Origin of the sequence: Candidatus Methylopumilus universalis, from assembly GCF_006364435.1 — a bacterium.
Lineage (GTDB): Bacteria > Pseudomonadota > Gammaproteobacteria > Burkholderiales > Methylophilaceae > Methylopumilus > Methylopumilus universalis.
Window position 1 is genome coordinate 263,993 of record NZ_CP040977.1, and the last position, 23,736, is coordinate 287,728.

Below are 23,736 nucleotides of genomic sequence, written 5' to 3' on the forward strand. Positions count from 1 at the left end.
CTATGGCAATTTACGCAATTGGTGATATTCAAGGTTGCTACTATTCTTTTCTAGATTTACTAAAAAAAATTAAATTTAAACGTGGCAGAGATCAACTTTGGCTCGTAGGCGATTTAGTTAATCGTGGTAATGGATCATTAGAAATTTTAAGATGGTGCTATAAAAATAAATCCTCAGTGACAGCTGTCTTAGGCAATCATGATCTTCATGCATTAGCTATCAAATATAAAGTCATTGAGCCAGACGATGAAGATACTTTGTCTCGCCTTCTTAAAGCAAAAGACTCAGATTTACTTTTTAAATGGTTAAGATCACTCCCATTAGTGCATTATGAAAAAAAACACTTAATGGTTCATGCAGGTGTAATGCCTCAGTGGACTATTAAAGACGCTCTTAAATTCTCAAAAGAAGTAAGCACGCAACTCCGCAGTAAAAAATATATAGAATTTTTATCTTCTATCTATGGCAATAAGCCAGATAAGTGGTCTAGCACTTTAAATAAAAATGATAAAGCAAGAATTATCATTAATGCGACAACAAGATTGAGGGCTTTATCTTCAGACGGAGCTATTGATTTTACCTATAAAGGCGAACTTAAAAATATGCCTAAAAAATTAAAAGCTTGGTTTGATTTTCCTAAAAGAAAAACTAAAGATAACGTTATTATTTTTGGCCATTGGTCAGCACTTGGGCTTGTCACAAGAGGAGATATTTTTTCGATTGATACAGGCTGCGTTTGGGGAAGATCTTTAACGGCCGTCAGGCTTGATGATAAGTCAGTATTTTCTGTCAAAGCTAATTCAAAAGATACCTAGTTAATTATTTTCTTCGATTAATTTTTTTGTATAAAGTATTTCGATGTCATCACGGGTAGGCCGATGATTCTGACCTCCTTGATTTTGAATTTTAATAGCGCCCATCACAGAAGCTAATCGACCAGTAGATTGCCAATCCCATTTCTTAGAAATTCCATATAGAAGGCCTGCGCGATAAGCGTCGCCGCACCCTGTTGGATCAATAGTTGATTGAACCTTAATGGGTTCGATCTTGTATGTTTTATGATCAGCATAAATGATTGAGCCTTCACCACCCCTGGTAACAATTAATGCCTCTACTTTTTTAGAAATTTCTTCTAAAGAAAGAGAAGTCTTTTCTGATAGAAGAGTTGCTTCATAGTCGTTCACCGCAATATATGTAGCATCATCAATAAATTTTAAAAGTTCTTCACGATTAAACATTGGCAGCCCTTGGCCAGGATCGAACATAAAGGGGATATTAAGTGCCTTACATTCTTTAGCGTGATTCATCATGCCATCTTTTCCATCTGGCGCAATAATCGCTAAACATACATCCTTCACTTCTTTAATTTTGTTCTGATGAGATTCCACCATGGCGCCTGGATGAAAAGCTGTAATTTGATTGTCACTGAGATCAGTTGTAATATATGCCTGCGCTGTATAGAGACTTTTAATTTCTTTGATATATGAAGTATCAATTCCATTTTGATTAAGCCAGTCAAAATAAACGGAAAAGTCGCTACCTACCGTTGCCATAATGACAGGATTTTCATCGAGAAGCTTAAGATTGAAAGCAATATTTCCTGCGGTACCGCCAAATTCTTTCCTAAGTTCTGGCACATAAAAAGCCACACTTAATTTATGAATACTTTCAGGCAAAATATGGTTTTTAAATTGGTCTTTGAATACCATAATGGTATCGAAAGCCATAGAGCCACAGATGAGTATACTCATGCTGGTTTAAATTCGACTAAGTAAATTATGACAACAAGAGCTATTACAGGCACCTCATTAAACCATCGGAAATAGATATGGCTATGCTTATTTTTATTGTTTTTAAAATCAATAAGATGTTTAAAACATAGATAGTGATAAGCAAGTAATAAGATTACAAGACCTATTTTAATTTGAAGCCATTGTTCAGTGACTCCATAGAGATTCCAAAGCCATCCTCCGAAAAGTATTGTTAAAAAAGCGCCAGGTGTCATGATGCCAAAAAAAAGCTTTCTTTCCATGACTTTGAATCTTTCATGGCTAATTTTATCTTTACTCATGGCGTGGTAAACAAATAGCCTTGGCAAATAAAAAAGGCCAGCAAACCAAGTCACCATAAATATAATATGAAGGGTTTTTATCCAGAGCATTTTGGGTGTTTTTGAGAAATTAATCTGAACTTTGTTAAAGTCATTGGATTCATAAAAAGATAAGGGACGGGCTCTTTAAGCCGAGTAAATTGAGTTCATATTTTAACTGAATTTTTTGCCTAAAGTTCAATAACCCTATGGGTTATAACGTTGTTAGCAATTCTCCTCCATGATATGCTCATGGTTAAATTAAATTTATTTAAATGAACGCCCCAATACTCAAATCTATTTTTAAAACGCAACCATTTCCAATCAATCGATTGCGTGAAATACCCTATAACTATACTTCGTTTTCAGACCGAGAAATTGTCATTAGATTCTTGGGGGAAAATGTCTGGAATATTCTGAATGAATTGAGAGACGAAAGAAAGACAGGCCGATCTGCTCGAATGCTTTTCGAGGTGCTAGGTGATTTATGGGTAGTTAATAGAAATCCTTACCTTCAAGATGATCTTTTAGAAAATCCGAAGCGACTGAAAGCATTAGTAGATGCTATGTATCATCGTATCCATTCGATTGGGGAGCGAAGTTCTGGCAATGCCAAAGTCATTGAGCTTTCTGAGGCAGCGCATAAGGCAGTTAAGACTTTTGAAAATGATTTCAAGTTGGTCAAAAAACTTAGAAGAAAAATTTTTTCTAAATTAAAAAAAATCACTAAAAAAGATAATATTCAATTTGATGGATTGGCGAGAGTATCTCATGTAACTGATGCAACGGACTGGAGAGTTGAATACCCATTCGTGGTAATAAACCCAGATCACGAAGAAGAGATGGCGCACATTGTTAAAGCTTGTATCGACCTTGAGTTAACGATTATTCCTCGAGGTGGAGGTACAGGATACACTGGTGGGGCTATTCCGCTCTCCCCGTTTTCAGCGGTCATTAATACCGAAAAACTTGATGATATAAGCAATGTCGAATATCAGAATTTACCTGGTGTTAGTGAGCGTGTGCCTGTTGTGAAGTGCGGTGCTGGGGTTGTTACAAGACGCGCTATGGAAATGGCGACAAATAACGGTCTTGAATTCGCTTGCGATCCAACATCAGCAGATGCATGTTGTATTGGTGGCAATATTGCAGTAAATGCTGGCGGAAAGAAAGCGGTTCTGTGGGGGACAGCTTTAGATAATTTAGCTTCTTGGAAAATGGTTGACCCTAATGGTAATTGGATTGAGATTGAAAGATTAGATCATAATCTTGGCAAAATTCATGATATAGATTTGGTGCGCTTTAAAATTAGTCGTTACAAAACTAATGGTAAAGACTTAATTGATAAGCCAGAAATATTAGAAATTCCAGGAAGCAGTTTTAGAAAAATTGGATTAGGTAAGGATGTTACTGATAAATTCTTGAGTGGGCTTCCAGGTGTCCAAAAAGAAGGCTGTGACGGACTTATCACATCTGGTACTTTCATCCTTCATAAAATGCCAAAGTATATAAGAACTGTATGCTTAGAATTTTTTGGTAATGTCTCTCATGCAGTTCCAGCAATTGTTGAAATCAAAGATTATTTAGATCAATCAAATAGCACGCTCTTAGCTGGCTTAGAGCATATGGATGAGCGTTATATTAAGGCTGTTGGATATAGCACAAAAGCTGCAAGGCAAGAGCGTCCCCGCATGGTTTTGATTGCTGATATAGCTAGTGATGATGAAGATGCTGTAGGAATTTCAGCCTCTCAAATTGTCCAGATAGCTAATTCAAGAGATGGCGAAGGTTTTATAGCAGTTTCAGCAGATGCACGAAAACGTTTTTGGCTTGACCGTGCAAGAACAGCCGCTATTGCAAAACATACGAACGCATTCAAGATTAATGAAGATGTTGTAATTCCCTTGCCAAAGCTTGGTGAATATTCTGACGGTATTGAAAGAATTAATATTGAGCTTTCAATTAGAAACAAATTAAAACTTTTAGATGATTTAGAAACTTTTATTGAGCACGATAAGTTTCTTTATGAAGAAGAGGGTTTGAATTCAGATCCAGAGCTTAATCAAGTTAAGCAAAAAATGAGTATAGATTTGATTCATGGATTAAGGGAAAAATGGGGCCAGATGCTCGACAATTTGGATGGTCCGCTTTCATCACTTCTTCAAAGAAATGTTGATATTGAATATAAATATGAAAATATCTTTAGAGCCCTTCAATCTTATGAGTTAAGAATTTCTTGGAAGAAAGAACTAAAAGATCCACTTCATGAAATTTTTAGTGGAAGAGAGTACCAGGCCTTTCTACTTAAGCTAGATCAAATACATAAAAATACTTTGAAGAGCAGGGTATTTATAGCCCTTCATATGCATGCTGGAGATGGTAATGTGCATACCAATATTCCAGTCAATTCAGATGACTACCAAATGATGCACGAAGCGCATGAGGCGGTAGTGAGAGTTATGGCTTTAGCTAAAAGCCTCAATGGTGTTATTTCTGGCGAGCACGGCATTGGCATTACAAAAATGGAATTTCTAGATGAGAGCACAATTGAAGCATTTGAGAAATATAAAAATAAAGTAGACCCCTTTGGACATTTTAATAAAGGCAAACTACTTCCAGGATCTGGTTTAGAAAATGCTTATACGCCAAGCTTCGGACTATTAGAGCAAGAATCGATCATCATGGAACAATCTGCTATTGGAGAAATCGCAGATTCAATAAGTGATTGCCTGCGCTGCGGTAAATGTAAGCCCGTTTGTACTACTCATGTTCCGCGCTCTAATTTACTCTACAGCCCAAGAAATAAAATTTTAGCAACCTCACTTCTGATCGAAGCATTTCTGTATGAAGAACAAACAAGGCGTGGCATTTCAATTAAACATTTTGATGAATTCAATGATGTAGCTGATCATTGCACTGTCTGCCATAAATGCTTAAATCCATGTCCGGTAGATATTGATTTTGGTGAAGTCTCTATCGCTATGCGAAATTTTCTAAGAGAGCAGGGTAAGCGTCATTTTAGTCCAGGCACTGCTCTAGCTATGACTTATTTGAATATGAAAGACCCTGTCACTATTAAAATTATGAGAACTTTAATGGTTGATTTCGGTTACAAAGCTCAACAAGCTGGGCATAATCTATTAAAAAAACTTGGTGTTATTAATTTATTTAAAAATAACCCACCTTCTACAATTGGCAAGGCTCCAATTAAGTCTCAGATTGTTCATTTCTTAAATAGGCCTATGCCTAAAAATATGCCCACTAAGACATCAAGAGCTCTTCTCGGCATAGAAGACGATAAGCTTGTTCCCGTAATAAGGAATCTACAAAAAATCAATGAAGACTCTGATGCAGTTTTTTATTTCCCCGGATGTGGCTCTGAAAGACTTTTCTCTCAAGTAGGCTTGGCGACCCAAGCAATGTTATATGAGGTAGGTGCTATTACTGTGCTGCCGCCAGGTTATTTGTGTTGTGGTTATCCGCAAACATCATCTGGCAACCATGATAAAGGTCAAAAAATAACTTCTGATAATCGTGTTCAATTTCATAGAGTCGCTAACACGCTTAATTACTTAGATATTAAAACAGTGATTGTTTCTTGTGGGACTTGCATGGATCAATTACAAAAGTATGAATTTGAAAAAATATTTCCTGGTTGTAGATTATTAGATATTCATGAATATCTCATGGAAAAAGGAATAAAAATGGAAGGTGTATCAGGTACAAGATATATGTACCATGACCCATGCCATAGCCCAATGAAAACATATGCGCCTAGCAAAGTTACAAATGCATTGATGAATACAAATGTACCTCTAAATGATCGCTGTTGCGGTGAGTCTGGAACGTTTGCTGTAGGTAGGCCAGATATTGCAACGCAAGTTAAAAAGAGAAAACAAGAGGAAATTGAAAAAGGCATTCAAAAAATGGGCGAGGATCAGCCAGAGGCTTTAGGGGAAGTGAAAATTCTTACTTCCTGCCCTTCATGTCTGCAAGGGCTTGCTCGTTACGGAGAGGATACAAATACGACTGCAGATTATATTGTTGTTGAATTGGCTAAGAATTTATTGGGCGCCAATTGGATGCAAAATTATGTCGAGAGCTCAACCAAAGGTGGCATTGAGAAAATACTTTTGTAATTTAAAAGGGTATCAATAAGCCAGTCGTGACGTTCTGAATAATTCGCGTAATACTGCGCTCAGTTTTTTCAGATAACGTAAAAGCTAGAAAATCTGTTCTACCAATAATTTTTCCAAACTCTCTTTCAAAAGATAAATTACTTTCTTTTTCATTTATTTCATTCGCTAGTAAAAAGAATTTACCGGAGCTATCTTTAGTGTTAGAGAGTTTCCAAACAGCTGTTTCAATATTGCGAGAGGCGTTGTACAACATCTGAGGATCAACGGAGTCAAATAAATAAAATTCTTTTTTGCCTCCATGAGCTTTGATAAGCATCGTATAAATACCAACAATAAATGGAAGCACTTTGTCGCCTTTATAGTCCTCGCTAAATGTTAAATAAATAGCATCAGTGCCTTGAGCATTATTGATAGCTTCAAAATTCCAATTATGGTTTCCATTAAATACCCAATTCACCATTTTTTCAGGATCTTCAGACGTACTTTTTTTTAATTCAGAAGGATTTCTTTTGTAAAGCTTAATCATAAGAGTTTTTAAACTTTGAATATTTTCTCTGATCTCATGATCAGCCATACGATCAAAATCTGTTTTTCCAAGCTGTCTTGCAGACTGCCTATCTGGCTCAACAATTTCTTTTGCATGTGAAATGGGAAGGGACACTATAAATACTAAACAAAAAAAGAAATAATAAAATTTATTCATTTTCTTCTTCATTTCTTAAGAGACAGTCTTTCTTGAGGGAAAATGATTTTAAATTGACTACCTTTACCTACCTGACTTGTAATTTCTATTTGTGCCTGATGTCGAATGCAGATATGTTTTACAATAGATAATCCTAATCCAGTACCCCCAGTAATTCTGCTTCTATCAGCATTAATTCTATAAAAGCGCTCCGTAAGTCTCGGAATTAGCTTTTCATCAATACCGATACCAGAATCTTGCACTTCAAAATAAGGCTTTTGATTTTCCATATCCCATATAACATTAATCGACCCGCCTTTTTCAGTATAGCGTATAGCATTACTTACTAAATTTAAAAATGCACTATATATTTCTTTTTCATATCCTAATAAAGCAATATTTTTTTTAATGGACATATTAATTTTATGTAATTTGCCGGATATCAAATCTGAATCTTTCTCCAGTCGCTTAAAGAGATGGTGCATATCTATTTCTTTTTTTTCGGCTGCTGCTGCGTTTGATTCTATCGAGGAAAGTTGAAGTAAGTCCTCAACTAGTTTTTTCATTCGATCTGATTGCTCAAGCATCATTTGCAGATAGGAATAGGTTTTTTCATTGAATTCATTTTTCATATCTGAAAGTGTTTCTAAAAATCCAATGATGACCGTTAGCGGCGTTTTTAACTCATGTGAAACATTTGCAATAAAATCACGCTTAATAGAATCATTTTTTTCAATCTGTGTAATATCTCTACAGATAAGAAGTTTTTGACTTGCACCAAAAGGAACTAGAAGTATTTCGAATGATCTGCTTGTATTCCGCCAAGAAATTAATTTAAGCGAGTCATTGTATTTATTGTTATTGAGGTATTCAGTAAAGCTAGTTTCGCGCAATAAGTAGTTGATTGGCTGATTGATATCTTTGGATAGATTAATACCGAACATTTTTTCTGAAGGCTTGTTGCACCACTCAATCTCATTATTTTGATTCAGAGCAACAATACCATCAGGAATAGCTTCTGCTGCTGTCATAAATCTGCCAAGTGTTGTGGTTAGTTCAGACTTACTTTTCTTTTGTTTTTTATATTCTCGATAGAGTATGGAAAATATTTCTTCCCAGATGCCTGATCCATCAGGGATAGTTGATAGATTTGGATTTTTAAGCCATTTGTTTAGACGGTGAATCCAATAAACATGAGAAAGTAAATAGACAGTGAGGCATAAGACAAAAAACAAAAAAGCAACTTCTAAACTTTTAAATCCCCAAACAACAAGAGATAAAAAGGATACAAATAATAAAACCCAAAAAGTATTCCAACGGATATCTTGCAATGTTTTTTCTCGCTAAAAACTTATCAGTATTATAGCGAGTAATGCTTGAAGTGATCTAGGTAAATTCTATTTTGTAGAGAGTCTGTAACCTGAGCCTCGGACAGTCTGAATTAAATTTTCATGTTGAGATTGGGTAAGAATATTTCTCAATCTTCGAATATGAACATCGACTGTTCTATCCTCAATAAAAATTTGACTCCCCCAAACTTTATCCAATAATTGACTCCTTGAATAAACTCTTTCAGGGTTGCTCATAAAAAAATGAAGCAATCTAAATTCTGTTGGACCCATCTCCAGCGGTTTATTGTTTCCGGTAACACGATGGGATACAGGATTTAATTCTAGGCCATTAATTTTTAAGATATCTTCAGTAAGTTCAGGTGCTTTTCTTCTAAGAACAGCTTTGATTCGAGCGTTAAGTTCTCTAGGACTAAAGGGCTTTGTAATGTAGTCATCTGCACCAACCTCCAAACCTTTAACTTTATCTAATTCATCACTTCGGGCTGTTAACATGATAATTGGTATTGTTTTTGTTAAAGCATTGCTACGCAATTTTTTTGCAAAATCTATACCTGACATACCAGGCAACATCCAGTCGAGCAAGATAATATCGGGAAGAGCTTCGTTAATGAGTTTTTCTGCATGTTCTGCACTTATAGCCCTTAAAGGGTTATAGCCGGCCTGGGAAATATTAAGTGCCAAAAGCTCAAGAATCGGGCTTTCATCTTCAACGATCAGTATATTGGCTTTCATAGTTGCTTATATTAATGGATTGGTTATGATCGTATGACATTTGTATGACATTTTAATGACAATATATAGTTTACAAAGAATAAGATGTTTTTTAAAAATTAATTTAATATTGAAATGTTGATTTTCGGAGAATGTGTATGCCAAGTTTTTTTTCAAAAGAATATATCACTGCTAAGGCTTCTTATAATCGTTGGTTGGTTCCCCCTGCAGCATTAGCCATTCATCTTTCAATTGGTATGGCCTATGGATTTAGTGTCTTTTGGAAGCCTTTAGGGAACGCCTTAATAGGTTCAGATGGCAAGGCTTTAGCTGCATGCTCTGCTGGAGCAGCTACCTTTGCAGATAAACTTCATGGAACACTTAGAGCTTTAACTGCGACAGATTGTAACTGGACTCAATTTGATTTGGGGTGGATGTACACACTGTTCTTTGTTCTTTTAGGCTGTTCCGCAGCTTTTTGGGGAAGCTGGTTAGAGCGAGCGGGTCCCAGAAAAGCCGGGCTTGTATCTACATTATGTTGGTGTGGTGGATTGTTGCTTTCCGCATTTGGCATATATACGCATCAGCTTTGGATGATGTGGCTTGGCAGTGGCGTCATTGGTGGGATAGGCTTAGGCTTAGGATATATTTCCCCCGTATCGACTCTAATTAAATGGTTTCCCGATAAAAGAGGTATGGCAACTGGTATGGCGATTATGGGTTTTGGAGGAGGTGCAATGATTGGCTCTCCGCTAGCCACAATGCTAATGACAAAATTTTCTACAAACACTAACGGCATGATTCAGCCTGGGATTTGGCAAACATTCGTAGTATTGGCCATTATTTATACCATTTTTATGATTTCAGGCTCTTTAGGATATAGAGTGCCTCCAACAGGCTGGAAGCCAGCAGGATGGAATCCTCCTAAGAATAAAAATAATAATATGATTTCGGTTAATCATATCCATTTAAATAAGGCGCATAAAACGCCACAATTTTGGTTTCTGTGGATAGTTCTTTGTATGAATGTGTCAGCAGGTATAGGAATTATTGGAGCGGCAGCGCCAATGCTTCAAGAAACTTTTGGCGGCGCCTTAATTGGCCACTCAGATCTGGGCTTTGCAGACCTTAAAAAAGATGAGGCTCTGTTGGCGCTTGCAGCAGCAGTTGGCGCAGGATTTGTAGGGTTAATTTCTTTGTTTAATATTTTTGGCCGGTTTTTTTGGGCCAGTATTTCAGATAAGTTAGGAAGAAAACTGACTTATATTGTATTTTTTACACTTGGTATCTTGATGTACGTCACCGCGTCCTATATGGCTGGATCAAAATCATTAGCGCTCTTTGCAGCATGTTTTTGTATTATTGCTTCTATGTATGGTGGAGGATTTGCAACGATACCGGCTTACTTAGCAGACATGTTTGGAACTCAATTTGTGGGCGCAATTCATGGAAGAATTCTCACAGCTTGGTCAACTGCTGGCATATTAGGACCTGTGATTGTAAATTATATGCATGATATGAGGGTTGAAGCACAAGTTCCTTTTTCGGAAATTTATGCACCCATTTTTTATATTTTAGCGAGCATGCTTGCTATCGGATTTATTGCAAATCTTATGGTGAGACCTGTGGACAAAAAATTCTTTATGACTGATAAAGAGTTATTAGCTGAAAAAAAATTAGCCCATGAAAAATTTATTTCAACAAAAGAAACCTTTGGAAGAGCTGAAAAAACTCCATTAATAACTTTTCTTGCTTGGTCAGCTGTTGGCATACCAATCTCTTATGGGATATGGAGCACCATACAAAAGGCCTGGATATTGTTTCATTAACTTATATAAAAGCAAAAGATAGCTCTCATATAAGTTAAAATTACTTTTTTATTTAAAAGTAATACTAAAGGACTTAGTGAATTGAGAGAGATTTTAAAAAATTCAAATGGAGAATTATTCTCTATTGGTATTGTGATGTCAGAATTTAATCCGCATGTTGGTGAAGCTCTAGTTAAGGCATGTCATAAAGAACTTCTAGCCCTTGGTGTAAAAGATGAACGTATTGTATTAGCAAAAGTTCCTGGCGCCTTAGAAAGTCCACTAGCTCTTAAAAAGATGGCGCAAACAAAAAAATTTGATGCGCTTATTGCAATGGGAGCTGTAATAAGAGGGGAGACTTTTCATTTTGAAGTTGTAGCAAACCACTCAGCAAAATCAATTATGGATGTTCAATTAGAATTTAGTATGCCAATTGTTAATGCAATATTGACTACTGAAAATGACGAGCAGGCTATGGAGCGAGCCCCAGTTAAAGGCAAAGAAGCTGCTCAAGTGGCTATACAAATGATTCATCTATTAAAGTCAATCTAATGCTAGAAGTGCAACCGATTAAAAAGAAAAAAAAGCTTGTCAATAATAGACGTAAGTCCAGAGAGCTTGTGATGAAAAGTATTTATCGCGGCATCTTAAATCAGTTTGATACTAATCAGATTAAAAAAGACATTAAAGATGACCCTGATTATTTAAAAGCGGATGAAGTTTTTTACCACCAACTTTTTGATGGCATCATGAATAATATGGATCAATTAAATAATGAAATTTCAAGTTTCATTGATCGGCCTATTGAAAAGCTAAGCCCTATAGAGCATTCAATTCTATGTATTTCAGTTTATGAGCTTATGTATGATGCGCTAATTCCATATAAGGTGGCTATTAATGAAGGTGTTGAATTAGCCAAGACCTTTGGTGGAATTGATGGGTATAAATATATCAATGGCGTGCTAGATAAAGTAGCTGAAAAAAGAAGACCGTTAGAGTTTCTAAAGCATTAAATTTGATGAGTTTTGATACCATGTAAATCTAGTGTTAAATAACTCCCCTGCTCATACCAGTCACCTAAAACAACGCGTTGCATTTGATGGCCATCAAGATTAATTGAATGATGGTATGGTCTATGTGTATGGCCATGAATAAAAAAATCTGGGTAATTAAATTGAATTAGGATTCGATTTACTTCATCAGGATTTGCATCCATGATTTCTTCAGATTTATTTTTTTTATTTAATTCACTTTGCTTTCTGAATTCATTTGCAATTAAGGTTCGCTCAGGAAGAGGTATTTTTAGAAATTCATTTTTCCATGATTCATCTCTAACTTTTTTTTTGAAAGATTGATACTCAGTATCATCGGTACAGAGTGAATCTCCATGACTTAGAAGTATTTTTCTGTCATAAATTTTGATAAGCGTTGGATCTTTTAATAAAATGGCGCCCGTTTTTTTTTCAAAGGCAGACCCTATGAGGAAGTCTCTATTGCCGTGCATTAAAAAAACTTTAATATGACGATCGACCAATCCTTTAAGGGCGCTGATTACATTTTCATGATAGCTTGAATCGTCACCGATCCAATATTCAAAAAGATCGCCAAGTATGAAAAGTGCATCAACCTGACTAGTCATTTTATTTAAAAAATTTACGAAAGCATCAGTAATGCTTGGGCGACTTTCGCACAAGTGTATGTCTGATATAAAGATAGTTTGATTAGGCAATATTAGTTAATAGCGACATTAAGAATTGTGACAGTTTCAATAGGAACATCTTGATGGCCACCCGAATTACCTGTTGCGACTTTTTGAATTTTATCGACAATGTCAGTACCTTCAATAACTTTTCCAAAAACACAATAACCCCAACCATCTTGGCCTGGGTAATTTAAAAAATCATTATTATTTACATTAATAAAGAATTGGCTCGTAGCAGAGTCGGGTATTGAAGTTCTTGCCATGGCAATAGTATATTTGTTATTTTTAAGGCCATTATTAGCCTCATTTTTAATAGGTTTTTCAGTAGCTTTTTGCTTCATCGAAGCATCAAATCCACCGCCTTGAATCATGAAGCCATCAATGACTCTGTGGAAAATAGTGCCATTGTAATAACCATTCTTAGCATAACTTAAAAAATTTTCGACAGTAATGGGAGCCTTATCCGTGTCAAGCTCCAAAATGATATTGCCAAAATTGGTTGAGAGTGTAATCACTTTAATTCCTTTATAAAAATTAGTTAATATGTTTTGCATTAATAATAATGACGGGCCTAATAGGCACATCAGAGAAGCCTTTGGAGTTACCTGTAGGTAGCTGCCCAATTTTTCGAATAACATTCATACCCTCAGTTATTTTGCCAAAAACACAGTAACCGATAGAACCTGCCTCAGGGCTTGTATAGTTTAAAAAATTGTTATCGATAAGATTTATAAAAAATTGGGCTGTTGCAGAATTCGGGTCATTTGTTCGAGCCATAGCAATAGTTCCTGCGCTATTTACCAATCCATTATTTGATTCATTAACAATAGGAGGCTGCGTTGTTTTTTCAGACATCTCTCGAGTAAATCCGCCACCCTGAATCATAAAGTTATTAATGACTCTATGAAAGACAGTTTCCTTATAAAAACCGTTATTTACGTAATATAAAAAATTAGCGACTGTTTTTGGAGCCTTTTCAGGATAGAGCTCAATCTTAAAGTTGCCTTGATTAGTTTCAAACTCAACAACTGGATTAGCCGCATAGGTTAAGGGTGAAAATAAGAAAAAAACAAAAAGTAATTTGATTAAATTAAGCGCCGCCTTCATACATAATTCTCCATTCATTATTTTCATTAATCCAATACTGCCTTTTATTCATTTTATTGTTAATTGTGGGACTTTTATAATCCTGAATAAAATCTACCAAAACCATTTCATTTTCTGTGTTCGGATAATCAAAGAATGAAATTTCAGATAGCCCTACAAAGACCTTTTGCTTTTGAGCCTGAATAATTCTCTTTCTCTCAGCCCAGGAGTCATAATTATCTTTTTGACTAAAAAAGTTTTTTGAATAAAATTTTAGGTAGCTTTCAGTGTCTTGATCTTCCCATTTTTCTCTCCATCTTTCTATGGCATTAATAAGTGAAAGTTTTCTCTCAGCCAAATTTTTGTTACTAGACTCTAAATCTTTTAGTGACTGAAAAGAAATAATAATAGGAATTTTGTTATTATCTAAAACAGAAGATAACTTGATTAGATCAGGGTTACTTAATACAATACATCCATCACTTGCTAGCGGTGCTCTATTGTAAGTGGTCTTTGGCGTGCCATGAAGCCATATGCCAGAGCCATTTCTTTTATTCTTTATATCAATTTCATTTGGGTAACTTAAAGGGTAGGCTGCTTCACCATAAAAATCAGATAATGATTCTCTGATTTTTTTTCCTGTAAAGTAAACGCCCACTGGTGTCTTTTTATCACCTTCATACTGCTTGCCAAATCCATTTTTGCCTATAGAAACATAAAAATCATCTTTATAAGAAAGCTTTCCATCTATATTTTCGTATAGATAGAGTCGAGAACTACCTGCATCTACATAAAAAAGATATTTATCTTTGTCGCTAAGTTGAGCAAAAATTTTCGGTTCATTTTGTAGATTTAAATTATTAAGGTATCTTTCAATTCTTACTTTTGCTTCATTTTTTAAATTTTCAACTTCTTCTTTTTTTTCACCTGTAGTTTCATCACCTATACCATTAATTTGCTTTGCGTGAGCTAAAAGCAAGTCCCCTTGAATTAGATAGGCTAACTTAAAATTTGGTGTTTGTTTGATAAGGGCGTCAATAGTTTTAAGGGCTATGTCTACCTTACCTTCTGAAATTTCTACTAAAGATTTTACAAGCATCTTTTCAGGTGTTTCATATCTTAATTCAATAGGATTTAAATTGTTATTCGAAACAAGTATTTCTTCGCTTAAGGCTTGGGAGGAATTAAAAAGAAGCGCCAGGATTAAAAAAAAGCGAAATTCTTTTGTCAGGAATATTCTGATGAAATTTACCATCAACTATTGTTTGCCAGAATATTCTTGCTCAATAAACCAACCAGAACCCTCTTTTCTTAAGATAAGAGTTTTGCTTGATATTTGAGTTAATTTATTTGAAGTATATTTTTGTTTAAAAGTCACCTGAGCAAAACTATCGCCTTTTCTTGAGATGTTTGTTCCAGAAACTTCCACTGTAATTATGTCCTTACCTACAATTCTATTCCTTCTTGATTCTTGCCAGTCTGAAAAGCTTTCTCCATTAGGTGTTCTGAAGTTAGAAGAATATTTAGCTAGATAAGCATTAACGTTTTTTGACGACCAAGCTTCAGCCCATTCTGCTAAAAAAGAATCAATTTCAGAATCACTATTATTAGCTATATTATTTTTAACAGAAGGGATTTCCTGAGGTAAATTTTTTGGTGGCTGCACATTTGCAGTTTGAGCCGGCGGTGTTGTCATAGTCGATTGCGCAATTGCAGGTTTCTTGTTGACGTCGTTAGTCGCTATTTGAACTGGCTGTGAGACAGGGGCAACTGGTGCTTTAATATCATTTGCATTAAAGAGTTTTTTGATAAGGGATAGTTTTGTTTTAGCTTGTAAATTTGTTTTATCAATTTCCAAAGCTTTGTTGTAGGCAACCGTAGCTCGTTTAGTATAAAGATCACCCAAGTTAACATGAGCAGTTGCATAGCTAGGGTGAGTTTTAATGGCTGACTCCAGAGCTTTTTGTGCTTTATCGTAGTCACCTAATTCAGCATAGAGTACTGCTAAGTTATTAAATGGCTCAGGAAGGCTGGGATGTTTTTCAGTGAGGTAAGTGAATGCCAATATGGCTTCGTTATATTTTCCAAGCTCAGCCTTCACAACGCCTTTAATAAAGATGACCTGAGGGTCATTAGGATTCGTTTTAAGATATAGGTCTATTTGTTGAGCGGCTTTTTCTTTTTCGCCTTTTTCAATAAGTTGCATAATCGATTTAAAATCATCAGCTGCGTAAATGTCATTTGCTATGAAAAATGTAGTTAGGGATAAAAGGATAAACAGTAAAAAACCTTTTAAATTCTTAATATTAGAACATTCGTTTTTTTGCGGCATGGTATGATTTAACCTAATAAATTTAGCATAATTCTACCAAATAGCACCCTTATCATCTATATGTTATTTATGAATAAGCCCTTCACTATTCCTTTGTTATTCTTGAAATTACAAGCTTATTTGCAATGATTAAAATCTATAACACCCTTTCGAAAAGCAAAGAGACTTTTAAGCCTATCCAAGAAGGGCAAGTGAACATCTATGTATGTGGAATGACGGTCTATGACTTATGTCATATTGGGCATGCGCGTGTAATGGTTATTTTTGACGTGGTAAGGCGTTGGTTTGATATTTTAGGATATAGCGTGAATTATGTTAGAAATATTACTGATATAGACGACAAGATTATCAGTCGCTCCATTCAAAACAATGAATCGATTCAAGCTCTCACGCAAAGATATATAAACGAAATGAATGATGATGCGAAAGCGCTCAGCGTTTTGAGTCCCTCAAACGAGCCAAAAGCAACAGAACATATTAAAGACATGCTTTCTATGATTCAGATATTGATTGAAAAGCAGCATGCCTATGTTGCTAAAAATGGAGATATTTTTTATTCAGTAAGATCTTTTAAGGAATATGGAAAATTATCGGGCAAATCAATAGAAGATTTGCGTGCGGGCGAGAGAGTTGATATCGACCAAAATAAGCATGATGAATTGGATTTTGTTTTGTGGAAGTCTGCAAAACCTAATGAGCCGAGCTGGGAATCGCCTTGGGGTAAAGGAAGGCCGGGCTGGCATATTGAATGTTCGGCAATGAGCTCTCATTATCTTGGCCATCATTTTGATATTCACGGAGGTGGACAGGACCTTCAATTTCCTCATCATGAAAACGAAATAGCTCAATCTGAAGCCGCACATGATTGCAAGATGGCTAATTATTGGATGCATAACGGTTTTGTGAGGGTTGATGATGAAAAAATGTCTAAGTCTTTGGGAAATTTTTTCACTATACGGACAGTGCTTGAAAAATTTGATCCAGAGGTGGTTAGATTTTTTATTTTAAGAGCCCACTATCGAAGCCCACTCAATTATTCAGATACGCATCTTGATGATGCAAAATTAGCATTACAAAGATTATATGTAAGCTTAAGGGGATTTAAGATTGAGAATTCTGAAGTGGATTGGCGCCATCCATTAGCAAATAAATTCAAAGAAGCTATGAATGATGACTTCAACACACCCGAGGCTATCTCTATTTTATTTGAATTAGCAAATGAAATTAATAAAAGCAAATCTGAACTTCTTGCTGGCTTACTTAAAGCTCTTGCGAAGACAATTGGACTTCTCGAAAGAGATCCAGAAAATTTTCTAAAAGGCGATGAAAAAATTTCTCTTAATATTGATGCATTAATTTTACAAAGATATGAGGCGAAAAATAATAAAGACTTTAAGGAGGCAGATCGTATTAGATCTTTATTGCTTGAAAATGGCGTTGTGTTAGAAGATACTCCTCAAGGCACTATTTGGAGAAAAGAATAAGCTATGCCAGTTAATCTTAAGCCACTCACTATAGATTCTATTTCCCCCATCAAAGGTATATCGCTTGGGACTGCTAAAGCGCATATTAAAAAACCTAACCGTAAAGATTTACTGTTGGTAACTATTGCAGAAGGCTCAAGAGTTTCGGGTGTATTTACGCAAAATGCATTTTGTGCGGCACCTGTTCTTCTTTGCAAGGAACATTTAAAAAATGAATCCGACATTCGTGCGCTCATTATCAATACTGGTTGTGCTAATGCAGGTACGGGAGAAGAAGGCATCTTAAAGGCGCAAGAGACGTGTCAAGCTGTCAGCGAACTTCTTTCCATCAATTCAAGACAAGTTTTACCATTTTCGACAGGTGTTATTTTAGAAAGCCTGCCAATTGATAAAATTAAAAATGGATTGCCAGATACAGTAAAAAACTTAGACCCAGCTCACTGGTTCGATGCAGCAGAAGCAATCATGACTACAGATATTGCTCCAAAGGGAGCCTCGAGAAGAATAAAGATTCAAGATAGGGAAATTTTTATTTCTGGTGTAAGTAAAGGCTCCGGCATGATTCATCCAAACATGGCAACCATGTTGTCATTTATTGCAACAGACGCTTCTATCAATCAAATCCTACTTGATAAACTTCTTAAAGAAGTGACGCAACAATCATTTAATTGCATTACTGTTGATGGCGATACATCTACTAATGATTCATTCATTCTCATTGCAACAGGGCATGCAGGGAATCGTGAAATTATTGAAGAAGATAATGATTATGAGATTCTTAAGGCTGCCATTCTTGAAGTTGCCATTGAGCTAGCGCAGGCTATTGTGAGAGATGGGGAAGGTGCTACGAAATTCATTACTATTCAAGTCGAATCAGGTCTTGATAATGCTGAATGCAGAAAAGTGGGTTTTGCAATAGCACATTCACCTTTAATTAAAACAGCTTTCTTTGCATCTGATCCGAACTTGGGAAGAATATTAGCTGCAATTGGCTATGCCGGTATTGAGTCTCTTGATATTTCAAAAATAGAATTATATTTGGGAGATTTTTTAGTAGCAGAAAAAGGTGGTCGAGCAACTTCATATACTGAGCACCAGGGACAGGAAGTCATGAAACATTCTGAGATCAGTATGCGAATACTTCTTAATCGAGGCCATGCTAAAGCAACAATATGGACATGTGATTTTTCATATGACTATGTAAAAATTAATGCCGATTACCGTTCTTAAATTGTGAATATTGTTCGCGCAGCCGCAGCTGTTATCCAAAGACATGATGGATTTCTTCTGATGGCCCAAAGACCGCCTGGTCGAGGATGGAGCGGGTGGTGGGAATTTCCAGGCGGCAAGATTGAAATAAATGAATCGCCTTTTGAGGCACTTCAAAGAGAGCTTCAGGAAGAAATTAATATTTCCGCAAATGATGCGACGTTATGGTTTGAGCGAAGTTACATCTACCCAGATAAGACGGTCTATATCTATTTTTTTAAAGTGACTGATTGGACTGGCCAAATCACATCATGTGAGAATCAATTATTAGATTGGCAAGATCCATCTCATGTAACAGTTGCTCCAATACTGCCTACCAATTTATTTGTGCTGAAATCTATTTTACTTCCCTCAGTTTATGCCATTACAAATATTGAAGAAATGGGAGATACATTATTTTTTGAGCGATTCAAAATTAAACTTGAAGAAGGCTTGAAGATGATACAGGTGAGAGAAAAAAACTTACCTTACCAAGACGTAAAAAAAATAGCTCAAAAGATCTTAGATATGGCAAGGCCTTATCAGGCAAAAGTTTTAATTAATGAAAATGAAAAGCTCGCATTAGATATTGGAGCTGACGGTGTTCATTATCCATCACATAGACTAAATAAATTAAAAGACCGACCAGCCTTTTCTCTATGCGGAGCTTCTTGTCACAGCATAGAAGAGCTGATGATTGCACAAGATTTAAATATGTCATTTGCTGTATTTTCCCCAGTTCAAAAAACTGAATCTCATCCTCTTGCCGATCCGATAGGCTGGGAATTTTTTAGTGAATGTACAAATAAATTAGATATACCAATTTATGCGCTTGGTGGACTCAACCCTTCGAGCTTAAGCACATCCTGGCAATATGGTGGACATGGTATTGCGATGAAAACGGCTATTTGGGAATAAAATTACTTGATGACTGCGTTAATTGATTTATCAAAAGACTGATTTTTTTTGTCCTTAAAATGAAGTGTAAGTTTCACTTTTTGGCCAGCCTTTAGCGGACCTTTAAAATCCATGAGCATTAAATGATGTCCACCGGACTTAAATTCAAATGTCTTGTCTTGGTCAATTCTGATTTCATGCGCCATACGCATTTTCATGACGCCTTTTTCTTGAATAGTATTGTGCATTTCTATCGTTTTAATTCTTTGAGAAGTAACCGAAGTCAGTATTAAATCTTCATTACTAAAAAGTGACATATAAGCGACGCTCATATCATCACCTTCTTCAGTAGAAGCAATCCAAGCATTTTCTATTTTGATATCTGGGGCTGCTAGTATTTCTGTCGATATTAGAAGTGCAATTGCAAATAAGATAAATTTTAACAATTTCCTAGATAGAGTCTTCATTTAAATCCTCGAGGTTAATTTCAACAGGAATTTTATAGCCTTCATTTGCCCACTGACCCAAATCAATCATGCGGCATCTTTCAGAGCAAAAAGGCCTAAAAGCATTAGATAGACTATATTCAATGCTTTGATTGCATTGAGGGCAGTTTACAAAAGTAATCTTCAAGCTCATAACCAGCAAATACTATATTTAAATTCAAGATTTAATTTAACAGGCTCTTTTTTTAATTCTTCACTAAGCTGGTTAAAGAAAACATTAACGGTATATTTGTTTGCGCTAATTTCAGGATAAATATTTAAAGTCTTTTCAAGTTCAAGTCGGATAAGGTCGAATGTCTTGAGCGGGTCAATGGTTTGCTGATGTTTGCCTTCTTTTGCTTTGATCGACTCAACGTGACATTGATTTCTCAATATTAATAAAATGATAGAGGCCGCATCCTTAAATACCATAAGTGGCTGAGCCCAGGATTTAAAATCCTCTAATTTAGATTTTCTCGTTTTATGAGTTGCCCAGTTACGAAAATTTGGAAAATCAACATCAAGAAGGCCGCCGGGAGAGCTAATCCTTTTTTTAACCTCTTCTAAAAATAAATTGTTATTGAAGTTAAAGCCAGGCTTTACATCTATATTCTCTAACTTTTTACGAGCTACTTGTATCATTGGAATAATTTCTTTTGGATTGAGCTGCCCTTCTTTTAATGTTTGACTCTCTATGAGCGTTGACTGCTTCTTTTCTTGCCTTTCAAGCTCCTGAAGAAAATCAATTTTTAAATCAGACCTTGATACAAGCTGTACTATTTCAAAAAGTGTATTGAAACAACCGAATTCAAAATAATCATGTGTATTTTTTAATTGATGTTCAAATTTTTGATAGATTTCTTCAATACGAAGTAATCTTCGAATGCGTTCATTAAGCGGAAATTCAAATGTGATCATATGGGCATTATCGGTTTGATTTTATTTAACAGCAACTAAATTTAAATATTTCTTATGTAATGATTTTATCGATTCTTCTAGCTTTTCTATTGATCCATCATTAATAACGACATCATCTGCTTTTTCGATGCGTGAGCTACGATTGATTTGTTGGTCGATGATGGATTGAATAACAGAGATATCAATACCATCTCTTTTTTTAACACGTTCGATTTGATCATTTTCCTTACAGTCAATAACAAGTGATCTAGAAATAAGACTTGTGTATTGATTTGTTTCAAATAGTAGTGGAATGTCAATCACCACATAAGATTCATGCGATAACGCATTTAGTCTTTTTTTCACTTCTTCATAAATTTTTGGATGAAGAATTTTTTCGAGATTTATTTTTTTATTCTTATCTGAAAAAATAATTTCTTTTAATTTTTTTCGATCTAATTGATTGTCTTTATCGAATATAGCATCCCCAAAAACTAATTTGATTTCTTGTATAGCTTGATGACTTGTCTCTGTAATTTCTTTTGAAATATTATCGAGATCAATAACTTTAATACTTAAGGATTTAAATATTTTCAGCGCTTCACTTTTGCCTGATCCAATGCCGCCAGTCATCCCAATAATAAACATTATTTACCTTAAACTTTTTAAATATTATGAATAAATTTACTTGAAATTATAGAATTAATCACCATTAATAGATCATGAATGATTTAAACTATGACTTATGAATGAATTGCAAAATACGCCAAACAACTTAATTCCATCGGAAGATCAATCTGCCTGGGCCGATTTAGTGATTTGTCGAGTAGAGGTTGATTTACCTAATTGGCTTTCACAGCTCGCAGGTGGCAGCAATTGGCAAGTTTACTCCGAATCGGAATATGATCACTCCATTAGTTTCTTATTGCGACAAGGCAAGAAGGAAGCAGAAGTAACTTTGTTTAATAATGGCTATGCTCAAGTTGATCTTAACGGTAAATCGATTTTTGATGGATCCATAACCTCAGGCACCAATAAATGTGCGCATCTGAGTTATTACCGTGCTGATAACGGTGATCCTATTGTTTTAAACTAGTAATCTCTCAATATTACAAATTGGGTGAGAGCTAAAAGAGCATCTTTATAAACTGAAGATGTAATGTGTTTAATCAGTTTTTCACCTTTTTCTATTTCTTCTTTTGCAAGCTGTCTCACATATTCTAGAGCTTTGGTTTCTTTGACAGCATTTAAAACACTCTCTAACTCGGTTAAGCCTCCATTTTCAATAGCTGCTCTAATAATATTTTTTTGCTGATCATTACCTTTTTTCATTGTATATAAAAGAGGCAGTGTAGGTTTGCCTTCTGCTAAGTCATCACCTAGATTTTTTCCTATCTCTTCAGGGTTGCCTGATAGATCAAGAACATCATCAATCAACTGAAAAGCAATGCCCATATGTTTTCCAAACTGAGCAAGGGCTTTTATGTCGGCATCATCAGCGCCACCTATAATGGCACCGAGTTCGGCAGCAGATTCAAACAATTTTGCAGTTTTGTAGTACACAACTTTTAAATAATCCTCGTCTTCAATAGAAGCGTTATGAATATTTAAGAGCTGTAAGACTTCACCTTCTGCAATTGTGTTTGTTGTATTCGCTAAAACCTCCATCACTCTCATATGATTGATTTTCACCATCATCTGAAATGCTCTGGAGTAGATAAAATCGCCCACTAAAACGCTCGCAGCATTTCCAAAAATAGTATTCGCTGTTTTGTGGTTTCTTCGTTTTGTGGACTGGTCTACAACATCATCATGAAGAAGTGTTGCAGTATGAATAAATTCAATGACTGCAGCCAATTCATGGTGCTCTTTTTGAATGGGGCCAAATAAACCACCTGCTAAGAGAAGGGTGCTTGGCCTTAAGCGCTTACCACCCCCCTGGATAATATGGCCTGCGACTTGGTTGACAAGAGGCACTTCGGAATAAAGCGAAGCTCGAATAACCTCGTTTACGGCCAGTAAATCGCTTTTAATTGGGGATAAAATGGTGCTAAGAGTCACAAAAACAAGGCTTAAGGGTTGTTAAAGTCTTATTTTAGCATAGCCCTCTTTGGGCTTTTTACAGACAAAAAGCCTTCATCCTTACCCTTGAAGAATTTGCTTAACAGGCCTAATTTAAGTATAATTCGCGATTCTTTTAAAGTAGTTAAAGTTTGAGGTTTTATCATGTATGCAGTAATCAAAACAGGTGGTAAGCAATATCGCGTAAATCAAGGCGATAAGCTTAAGATTGAAAAAATAGCAGGTGATGTAGGTGCGAATGTCGTTCTAGATCAAATTTTAACAGTCGTTGATGGTGATAACGTGACTATAGGCTCGCCTATTGTAAGAGGCGCTAGTGTTACAGCAACCGTAGTGAGCCACGGCCGTCATGATAAAGTGCGAATTTTTAAAATGCGCCGTAGAAAACACTACCGCAAATCTCAAGGCCATAGACAAAGCTTTACTGAGATTCAAATCGATAAAATATCAGCTAAATAATTTAAGGATTAATCATGGCACATAAAAAAGCAGGCGGAAGTTCAAGAAACGGTCGTGACTCCCAAGCCAAACGTCTTGGCGTAAAGGCTTTCGGTGAGCAGGTTGTTTCAGCTGGTAGTATTATTGTTCGTCAACGTGGCACTAAGATGCACCCGGGTGTAAATGTAGGTATGGGCAAAGATCATACTCTTTTTGCAAAGGCTGACGGTAAGGTAACCTTTACCATCAAAGGCGCATTAAAACGTAAAACCGTTAATATTGTTCCAGTCTAAGCAATTCTAAG

At 35.7% G+C, this 23,736-nt stretch carries 26 protein-coding genes; 11 read left to right on the forward strand and 15 right to left on the reverse strand.

Features of this window, described 5'->3' with window-relative positions:
* Nucleotides 1–2 precede the first annotated feature (2 nt).
* The gene (locus FIT70_RS01550) at nt 3–815 is read left to right on the forward strand and encodes a symmetrical bis(5'-nucleosyl)-tetraphosphatase (protein ID WP_139874265.1); all 813 of its coding nucleotides are present in this window, start codon (nt 3–5) and stop codon (nt 813–815) included.
* Here FIT70_RS01550 and FIT70_RS01555 read toward each other — a convergent pair whose 3' ends face one another.
* Entirely contained in the window at nt 816–1,751 is a 936-nt protein-coding gene (locus FIT70_RS01555) for a carbohydrate kinase family protein (protein WP_139874266.1), read from the reverse strand.
* A complete protein-coding gene (locus FIT70_RS01560; RefSeq protein ID WP_139867017.1) occupies nt 1,748–2,161 on the reverse strand; it encodes a CopD family protein in 414 nt (137 codons plus the stop codon). Before FIT70_RS01560 ends, FIT70_RS01555 begins: the two co-directional genes overlap by 4 nt.
* Nucleotides 2,162–2,364: 203 nt before the next feature.
* On the opposite strand from FIT70_RS01560, the gene FIT70_RS01565 reads away from it, so the two are divergent.
* Nucleotides 2,365–6,228: a DUF3683 domain-containing protein gene (locus FIT70_RS01565; protein WP_139874267.1), complete on the forward strand. Its 3,864-nt coding sequence runs from the start codon at nt 2,365–2,367 to the stop codon at nt 6,226–6,228.
* A 1-nt stretch (nt 6,229) separates the two neighbouring features.
* On the opposite strand, the gene FIT70_RS01570 is transcribed toward FIT70_RS01565, so the two are convergent.
* The 3 genes from FIT70_RS01570 to phoB all read right to left on the reverse strand — a co-directional run bounded on the left by FIT70_RS01570 (nt 6,230) and on the right by phoB (nt 8,994).
* Nucleotides 6,230–6,931, reverse strand: a complete 702-nt coding sequence (locus FIT70_RS01570) for a hypothetical protein (RefSeq protein WP_223255733.1) — start codon at nt 6,929–6,931, stop codon at nt 6,230–6,232.
* Nucleotides 6,932–6,939: 8 nt separating this feature from the next.
* A complete protein-coding gene (gene phoR / locus FIT70_RS01575) occupies nt 6,940–8,241 on the reverse strand; it encodes a phosphate regulon sensor histidine kinase PhoR (RefSeq protein WP_139874268.1) in 1,302 nt (433 codons plus the stop codon).
* Nucleotides 8,242–8,307: 66 nt separating this feature from the next.
* The gene (phoB, locus tag FIT70_RS01580) at nt 8,308–8,994 is read right to left on the reverse strand and encodes a phosphate regulon transcriptional regulator PhoB (RefSeq protein WP_139870048.1); all 687 of its coding nucleotides are present in this window, start codon (nt 8,992–8,994) and stop codon (nt 8,308–8,310) included.
* A gap of 137 nt (nt 8,995–9,131) precedes the next feature.
* Between phoB and FIT70_RS01585 the strand changes: the two genes are divergently transcribed.
* The 3 genes from FIT70_RS01585 to nusB all read left to right on the forward strand — a co-directional run bounded on the left by FIT70_RS01585 (nt 9,132) and on the right by nusB (nt 11,794).
* Nucleotides 9,132–10,802, forward strand: coding sequence for an OFA family MFS transporter (locus FIT70_RS01585; protein ID WP_139874269.1), 1,671 nt, complete (start codon nt 9,132–9,134; stop codon nt 10,800–10,802).
* Between the two features lie 81 nt (nt 10,803–10,883).
* Entirely contained in the window at nt 10,884–11,333 is a 450-nt protein-coding gene (gene ribH, locus FIT70_RS01590; RefSeq protein ID WP_139874270.1) for a 6,7-dimethyl-8-ribityllumazine synthase, read from the forward strand.
* Nucleotides 11,333–11,794 carry a transcription antitermination factor NusB gene (gene nusB, locus FIT70_RS01595; protein ID WP_139930378.1) on the forward strand — a complete coding sequence of 154 codons (462 nt, stop codon included), beginning with the start codon at nt 11,333–11,335 and terminating at the stop codon, nt 11,792–11,794. Before ribH ends, nusB begins: the two co-directional genes overlap by 1 nt.
* Here the strand turns inward: nusB and FIT70_RS01600 are convergent.
* The 5 genes from FIT70_RS01600 to FIT70_RS01620 are packed head-to-tail and all read right to left on the reverse strand — an operon-like array spanning nt 11,791 to nt 15,901.
* Nucleotides 11,791–12,510, reverse strand: coding sequence for a UDP-2,3-diacylglucosamine diphosphatase (locus FIT70_RS01600; protein ID WP_223255734.1), 720 nt, complete (start codon nt 12,508–12,510; stop codon nt 11,791–11,793). The genes nusB and FIT70_RS01600 overlap by 4 nt on opposite strands.
* 2 nt (nt 12,511–12,512) lie before the next feature.
* Nucleotides 12,513–12,998 carry a peptidylprolyl isomerase gene (locus tag FIT70_RS01605; protein ID WP_139874986.1) on the reverse strand — a complete coding sequence of 162 codons (486 nt, stop codon included), beginning with the start codon at nt 12,996–12,998 and terminating at the stop codon, nt 12,513–12,515.
* A 19-nt stretch (nt 12,999–13,017) separates the two neighbouring features.
* Complete coding sequence (locus tag FIT70_RS01610; RefSeq protein WP_223255735.1) at nt 13,018–13,608, reverse strand: peptidylprolyl isomerase; 591 nt, start codon at nt 13,606–13,608, stop codon at nt 13,018–13,020.
* Nucleotides 13,574–14,824 (reverse strand): L,D-transpeptidase family protein, encoded by a 1,251-nt coding sequence (locus tag FIT70_RS01615; protein WP_139930380.1) that lies wholly within the window; start codon nt 14,822–14,824, stop codon nt 13,574–13,576. Before FIT70_RS01615 ends, FIT70_RS01610 begins: the two co-directional genes overlap by 35 nt.
* A gap of 3 nt (nt 14,825–14,827) precedes the next feature.
* Complete coding sequence (locus tag FIT70_RS01620) at nt 14,828–15,901, reverse strand: nuclear transport factor 2 family protein (protein WP_139930382.1); 1,074 nt, start codon at nt 15,899–15,901, stop codon at nt 14,828–14,830.
* A 125-nt stretch (nt 15,902–16,026) separates the two neighbouring features.
* Here FIT70_RS01620 and cysS point away from each other — a divergent pair, with 125 nt between their 5' ends.
* From cysS to FIT70_RS01635, 3 genes are read left to right on the forward strand one after another with little or no spacing between them, the layout of a single operon-like run.
* Nucleotides 16,027–17,385 (forward strand): cysteine--tRNA ligase, encoded by a 1,359-nt coding sequence (gene cysS, locus FIT70_RS01625; protein WP_139930384.1) that lies wholly within the window; start codon nt 16,027–16,029, stop codon nt 17,383–17,385.
* 3 nt (nt 17,386–17,388) lie between these two features.
* Nucleotides 17,389–18,615, forward strand: a complete 1,227-nt coding sequence (gene argJ, locus FIT70_RS01630) for a bifunctional glutamate N-acetyltransferase/amino-acid acetyltransferase ArgJ (RefSeq protein ID WP_139930386.1) — start codon at nt 17,389–17,391, stop codon at nt 18,613–18,615.
* A 3-nt stretch (nt 18,616–18,618) separates the two neighbouring features.
* Nucleotides 18,619–19,551, forward strand: a complete 933-nt coding sequence (locus FIT70_RS01635; protein ID WP_189340862.1) for a Nudix family hydrolase — start codon at nt 18,619–18,621, stop codon at nt 19,549–19,551.
* Nucleotides 19,552–19,553: 2 nt separating this feature from the next.
* On the opposite strand, the gene FIT70_RS01640 is transcribed toward FIT70_RS01635, so the two are convergent.
* Genes FIT70_RS01640 through coaE form a run of 4 tightly spaced genes read right to left on the reverse strand, consistent with a single transcriptional unit; the run spans nt 19,554 to nt 21,560 of the window.
* Nucleotides 19,554–19,976 carry a copper chaperone PCu(A)C gene (locus FIT70_RS01640; RefSeq protein WP_190247545.1) on the reverse strand — a complete coding sequence of 141 codons (423 nt, stop codon included), beginning with the start codon at nt 19,974–19,976 and terminating at the stop codon, nt 19,554–19,556.
* A gap of 4 nt (nt 19,977–19,980) precedes the next feature.
* Nucleotides 19,981–20,169, reverse strand: coding sequence for a DNA gyrase inhibitor YacG (locus tag FIT70_RS01645; RefSeq protein ID WP_139874277.1), 189 nt, complete (start codon nt 20,167–20,169; stop codon nt 19,981–19,983).
* Nucleotides 20,166–20,933, reverse strand: coding sequence for a cell division protein ZapD (gene zapD, locus FIT70_RS01650; protein ID WP_139867048.1), 768 nt, complete (start codon nt 20,931–20,933; stop codon nt 20,166–20,168). The genes FIT70_RS01645 and zapD overlap by 4 nt, the downstream gene beginning before the upstream one ends.
* Before the next feature lie 21 nt (nt 20,934–20,954).
* Nucleotides 20,955–21,560, reverse strand: coding sequence for a dephospho-CoA kinase (gene coaE, locus FIT70_RS01655; protein ID WP_139875394.1), 606 nt, complete (start codon nt 21,558–21,560; stop codon nt 20,955–20,957).
* A gap of 97 nt (nt 21,561–21,657) precedes the next feature.
* Between coaE and FIT70_RS01660 the strand changes: the two genes are divergently transcribed.
* Nucleotides 21,658–22,008, forward strand: coding sequence for a hypothetical protein (locus FIT70_RS01660; protein ID WP_139867052.1), 351 nt, complete (start codon nt 21,658–21,660; stop codon nt 22,006–22,008).
* Here FIT70_RS01660 and FIT70_RS01665 read toward each other — a convergent pair.
* Nucleotides 22,005–22,973, reverse strand: a complete 969-nt coding sequence (locus FIT70_RS01665) for a polyprenyl synthetase family protein (protein WP_139930390.1) — start codon at nt 22,971–22,973, stop codon at nt 22,005–22,007. The genes FIT70_RS01660 and FIT70_RS01665 overlap by 4 nt on opposite strands.
* Nucleotides 22,974–23,138: 165 nt before the next feature.
* Between FIT70_RS01665 and rplU the strand changes: the two genes are divergently transcribed.
* The gene (gene rplU, locus FIT70_RS01670) at nt 23,139–23,453 is read left to right on the forward strand and encodes a 50S ribosomal protein L21 (protein ID WP_139871077.1); all 315 of its coding nucleotides are present in this window, start codon (nt 23,139–23,141) and stop codon (nt 23,451–23,453) included.
* Between the two features lie 14 nt (nt 23,454–23,467).
* Nucleotides 23,468–23,725 carry a 50S ribosomal protein L27 gene (rpmA, locus tag FIT70_RS01675; RefSeq protein ID WP_139867058.1) on the forward strand — a complete coding sequence of 86 codons (258 nt, stop codon included), beginning with the start codon at nt 23,468–23,470 and terminating at the stop codon, nt 23,723–23,725.
* Nucleotides 23,726–23,736: the final 11 nt, after the last annotated feature.

Coding starts and splice junctions, on each gene's coding strand:
- rplU (WP_139871077.1), top strand. CDS start 23,139: ATGTATGCAGTAATCAAAACAGGTGGTAAGCAATATCGCGTAAATCAA.
- rpmA (WP_139867058.1), top strand. CDS start 23,468: ATGGCACATAAAAAAGCAGGCGGAAGTTCAAGAAACGGTCGTGACTCC.
- FIT70_RS01560 (WP_139867017.1), bottom strand. CDS start 2,161: ATGCTCTGGATAAAAACCCTTCATATTATATTTATGGTGACTTGGTTT.
- nusB (WP_139930378.1), top strand. CDS start 11,333: ATGCTAGAAGTGCAACCGATTAAAAAGAAAAAAAAGCTTGTCAATAAT.
- FIT70_RS01620 (WP_139930382.1), bottom strand. CDS start 15,901: ATGCCGCAAAAAAACGAATGTTCTAATATTAAGAATTTAAAAGGTTTT.
- FIT70_RS01570 (WP_223255733.1), bottom strand. CDS start 6,931: ATGAATAAATTTTATTATTTCTTTTTTTGTTTAGTATTTATAGTGTCC.
- FIT70_RS01550 (WP_139874265.1), top strand. CDS start 3: ATGGCAATTTACGCAATTGGTGATATTCAAGGTTGCTACTATTCTTTT.
- cysS (WP_139930384.1), top strand. CDS start 16,027: ATGATTAAAATCTATAACACCCTTTCGAAAAGCAAAGAGACTTTTAAG.
- FIT70_RS01565 (WP_139874267.1), top strand. CDS start 2,365: ATGAACGCCCCAATACTCAAATCTATTTTTAAAACGCAACCATTTCCA.
- argJ (WP_139930386.1), top strand. CDS start 17,389: ATGCCAGTTAATCTTAAGCCACTCACTATAGATTCTATTTCCCCCATC.
- FIT70_RS01585 (WP_139874269.1), top strand. CDS start 9,132: ATGCCAAGTTTTTTTTCAAAAGAATATATCACTGCTAAGGCTTCTTAT.
- FIT70_RS01610 (WP_223255735.1), bottom strand. CDS start 13,608: ATGAATGGAGAATTATGTATGAAGGCGGCGCTTAATTTAATCAAATTA.
- zapD (WP_139867048.1), bottom strand. CDS start 20,933: ATGATCACATTTGAATTTCCGCTTAATGAACGCATTCGAAGATTACTT.
- FIT70_RS01555 (WP_139874266.1), bottom strand. CDS start 1,751: ATGAGTATACTCATCTGTGGCTCTATGGCTTTCGATACCATTATGGTA.
- FIT70_RS01615 (WP_139930380.1), bottom strand. CDS start 14,824: ATGGTAAATTTCATCAGAATATTCCTGACAAAAGAATTTCGCTTTTTT.
- FIT70_RS01660 (WP_139867052.1), top strand. CDS start 21,658: ATGAATGAATTGCAAAATACGCCAAACAACTTAATTCCATCGGAAGAT.
- FIT70_RS01645 (WP_139874277.1), bottom strand. CDS start 20,169: ATGAGCTTGAAGATTACTTTTGTAAACTGCCCTCAATGCAATCAAAGC.
- coaE (WP_139875394.1), bottom strand. CDS start 21,560: ATGTTTATTATTGGGATGACTGGCGGCATTGGATCAGGCAAAAGTGAA.
- phoB (WP_139870048.1), bottom strand. CDS start 8,994: ATGAAAGCCAATATACTGATCGTTGAAGATGAAAGCCCGATTCTTGAG.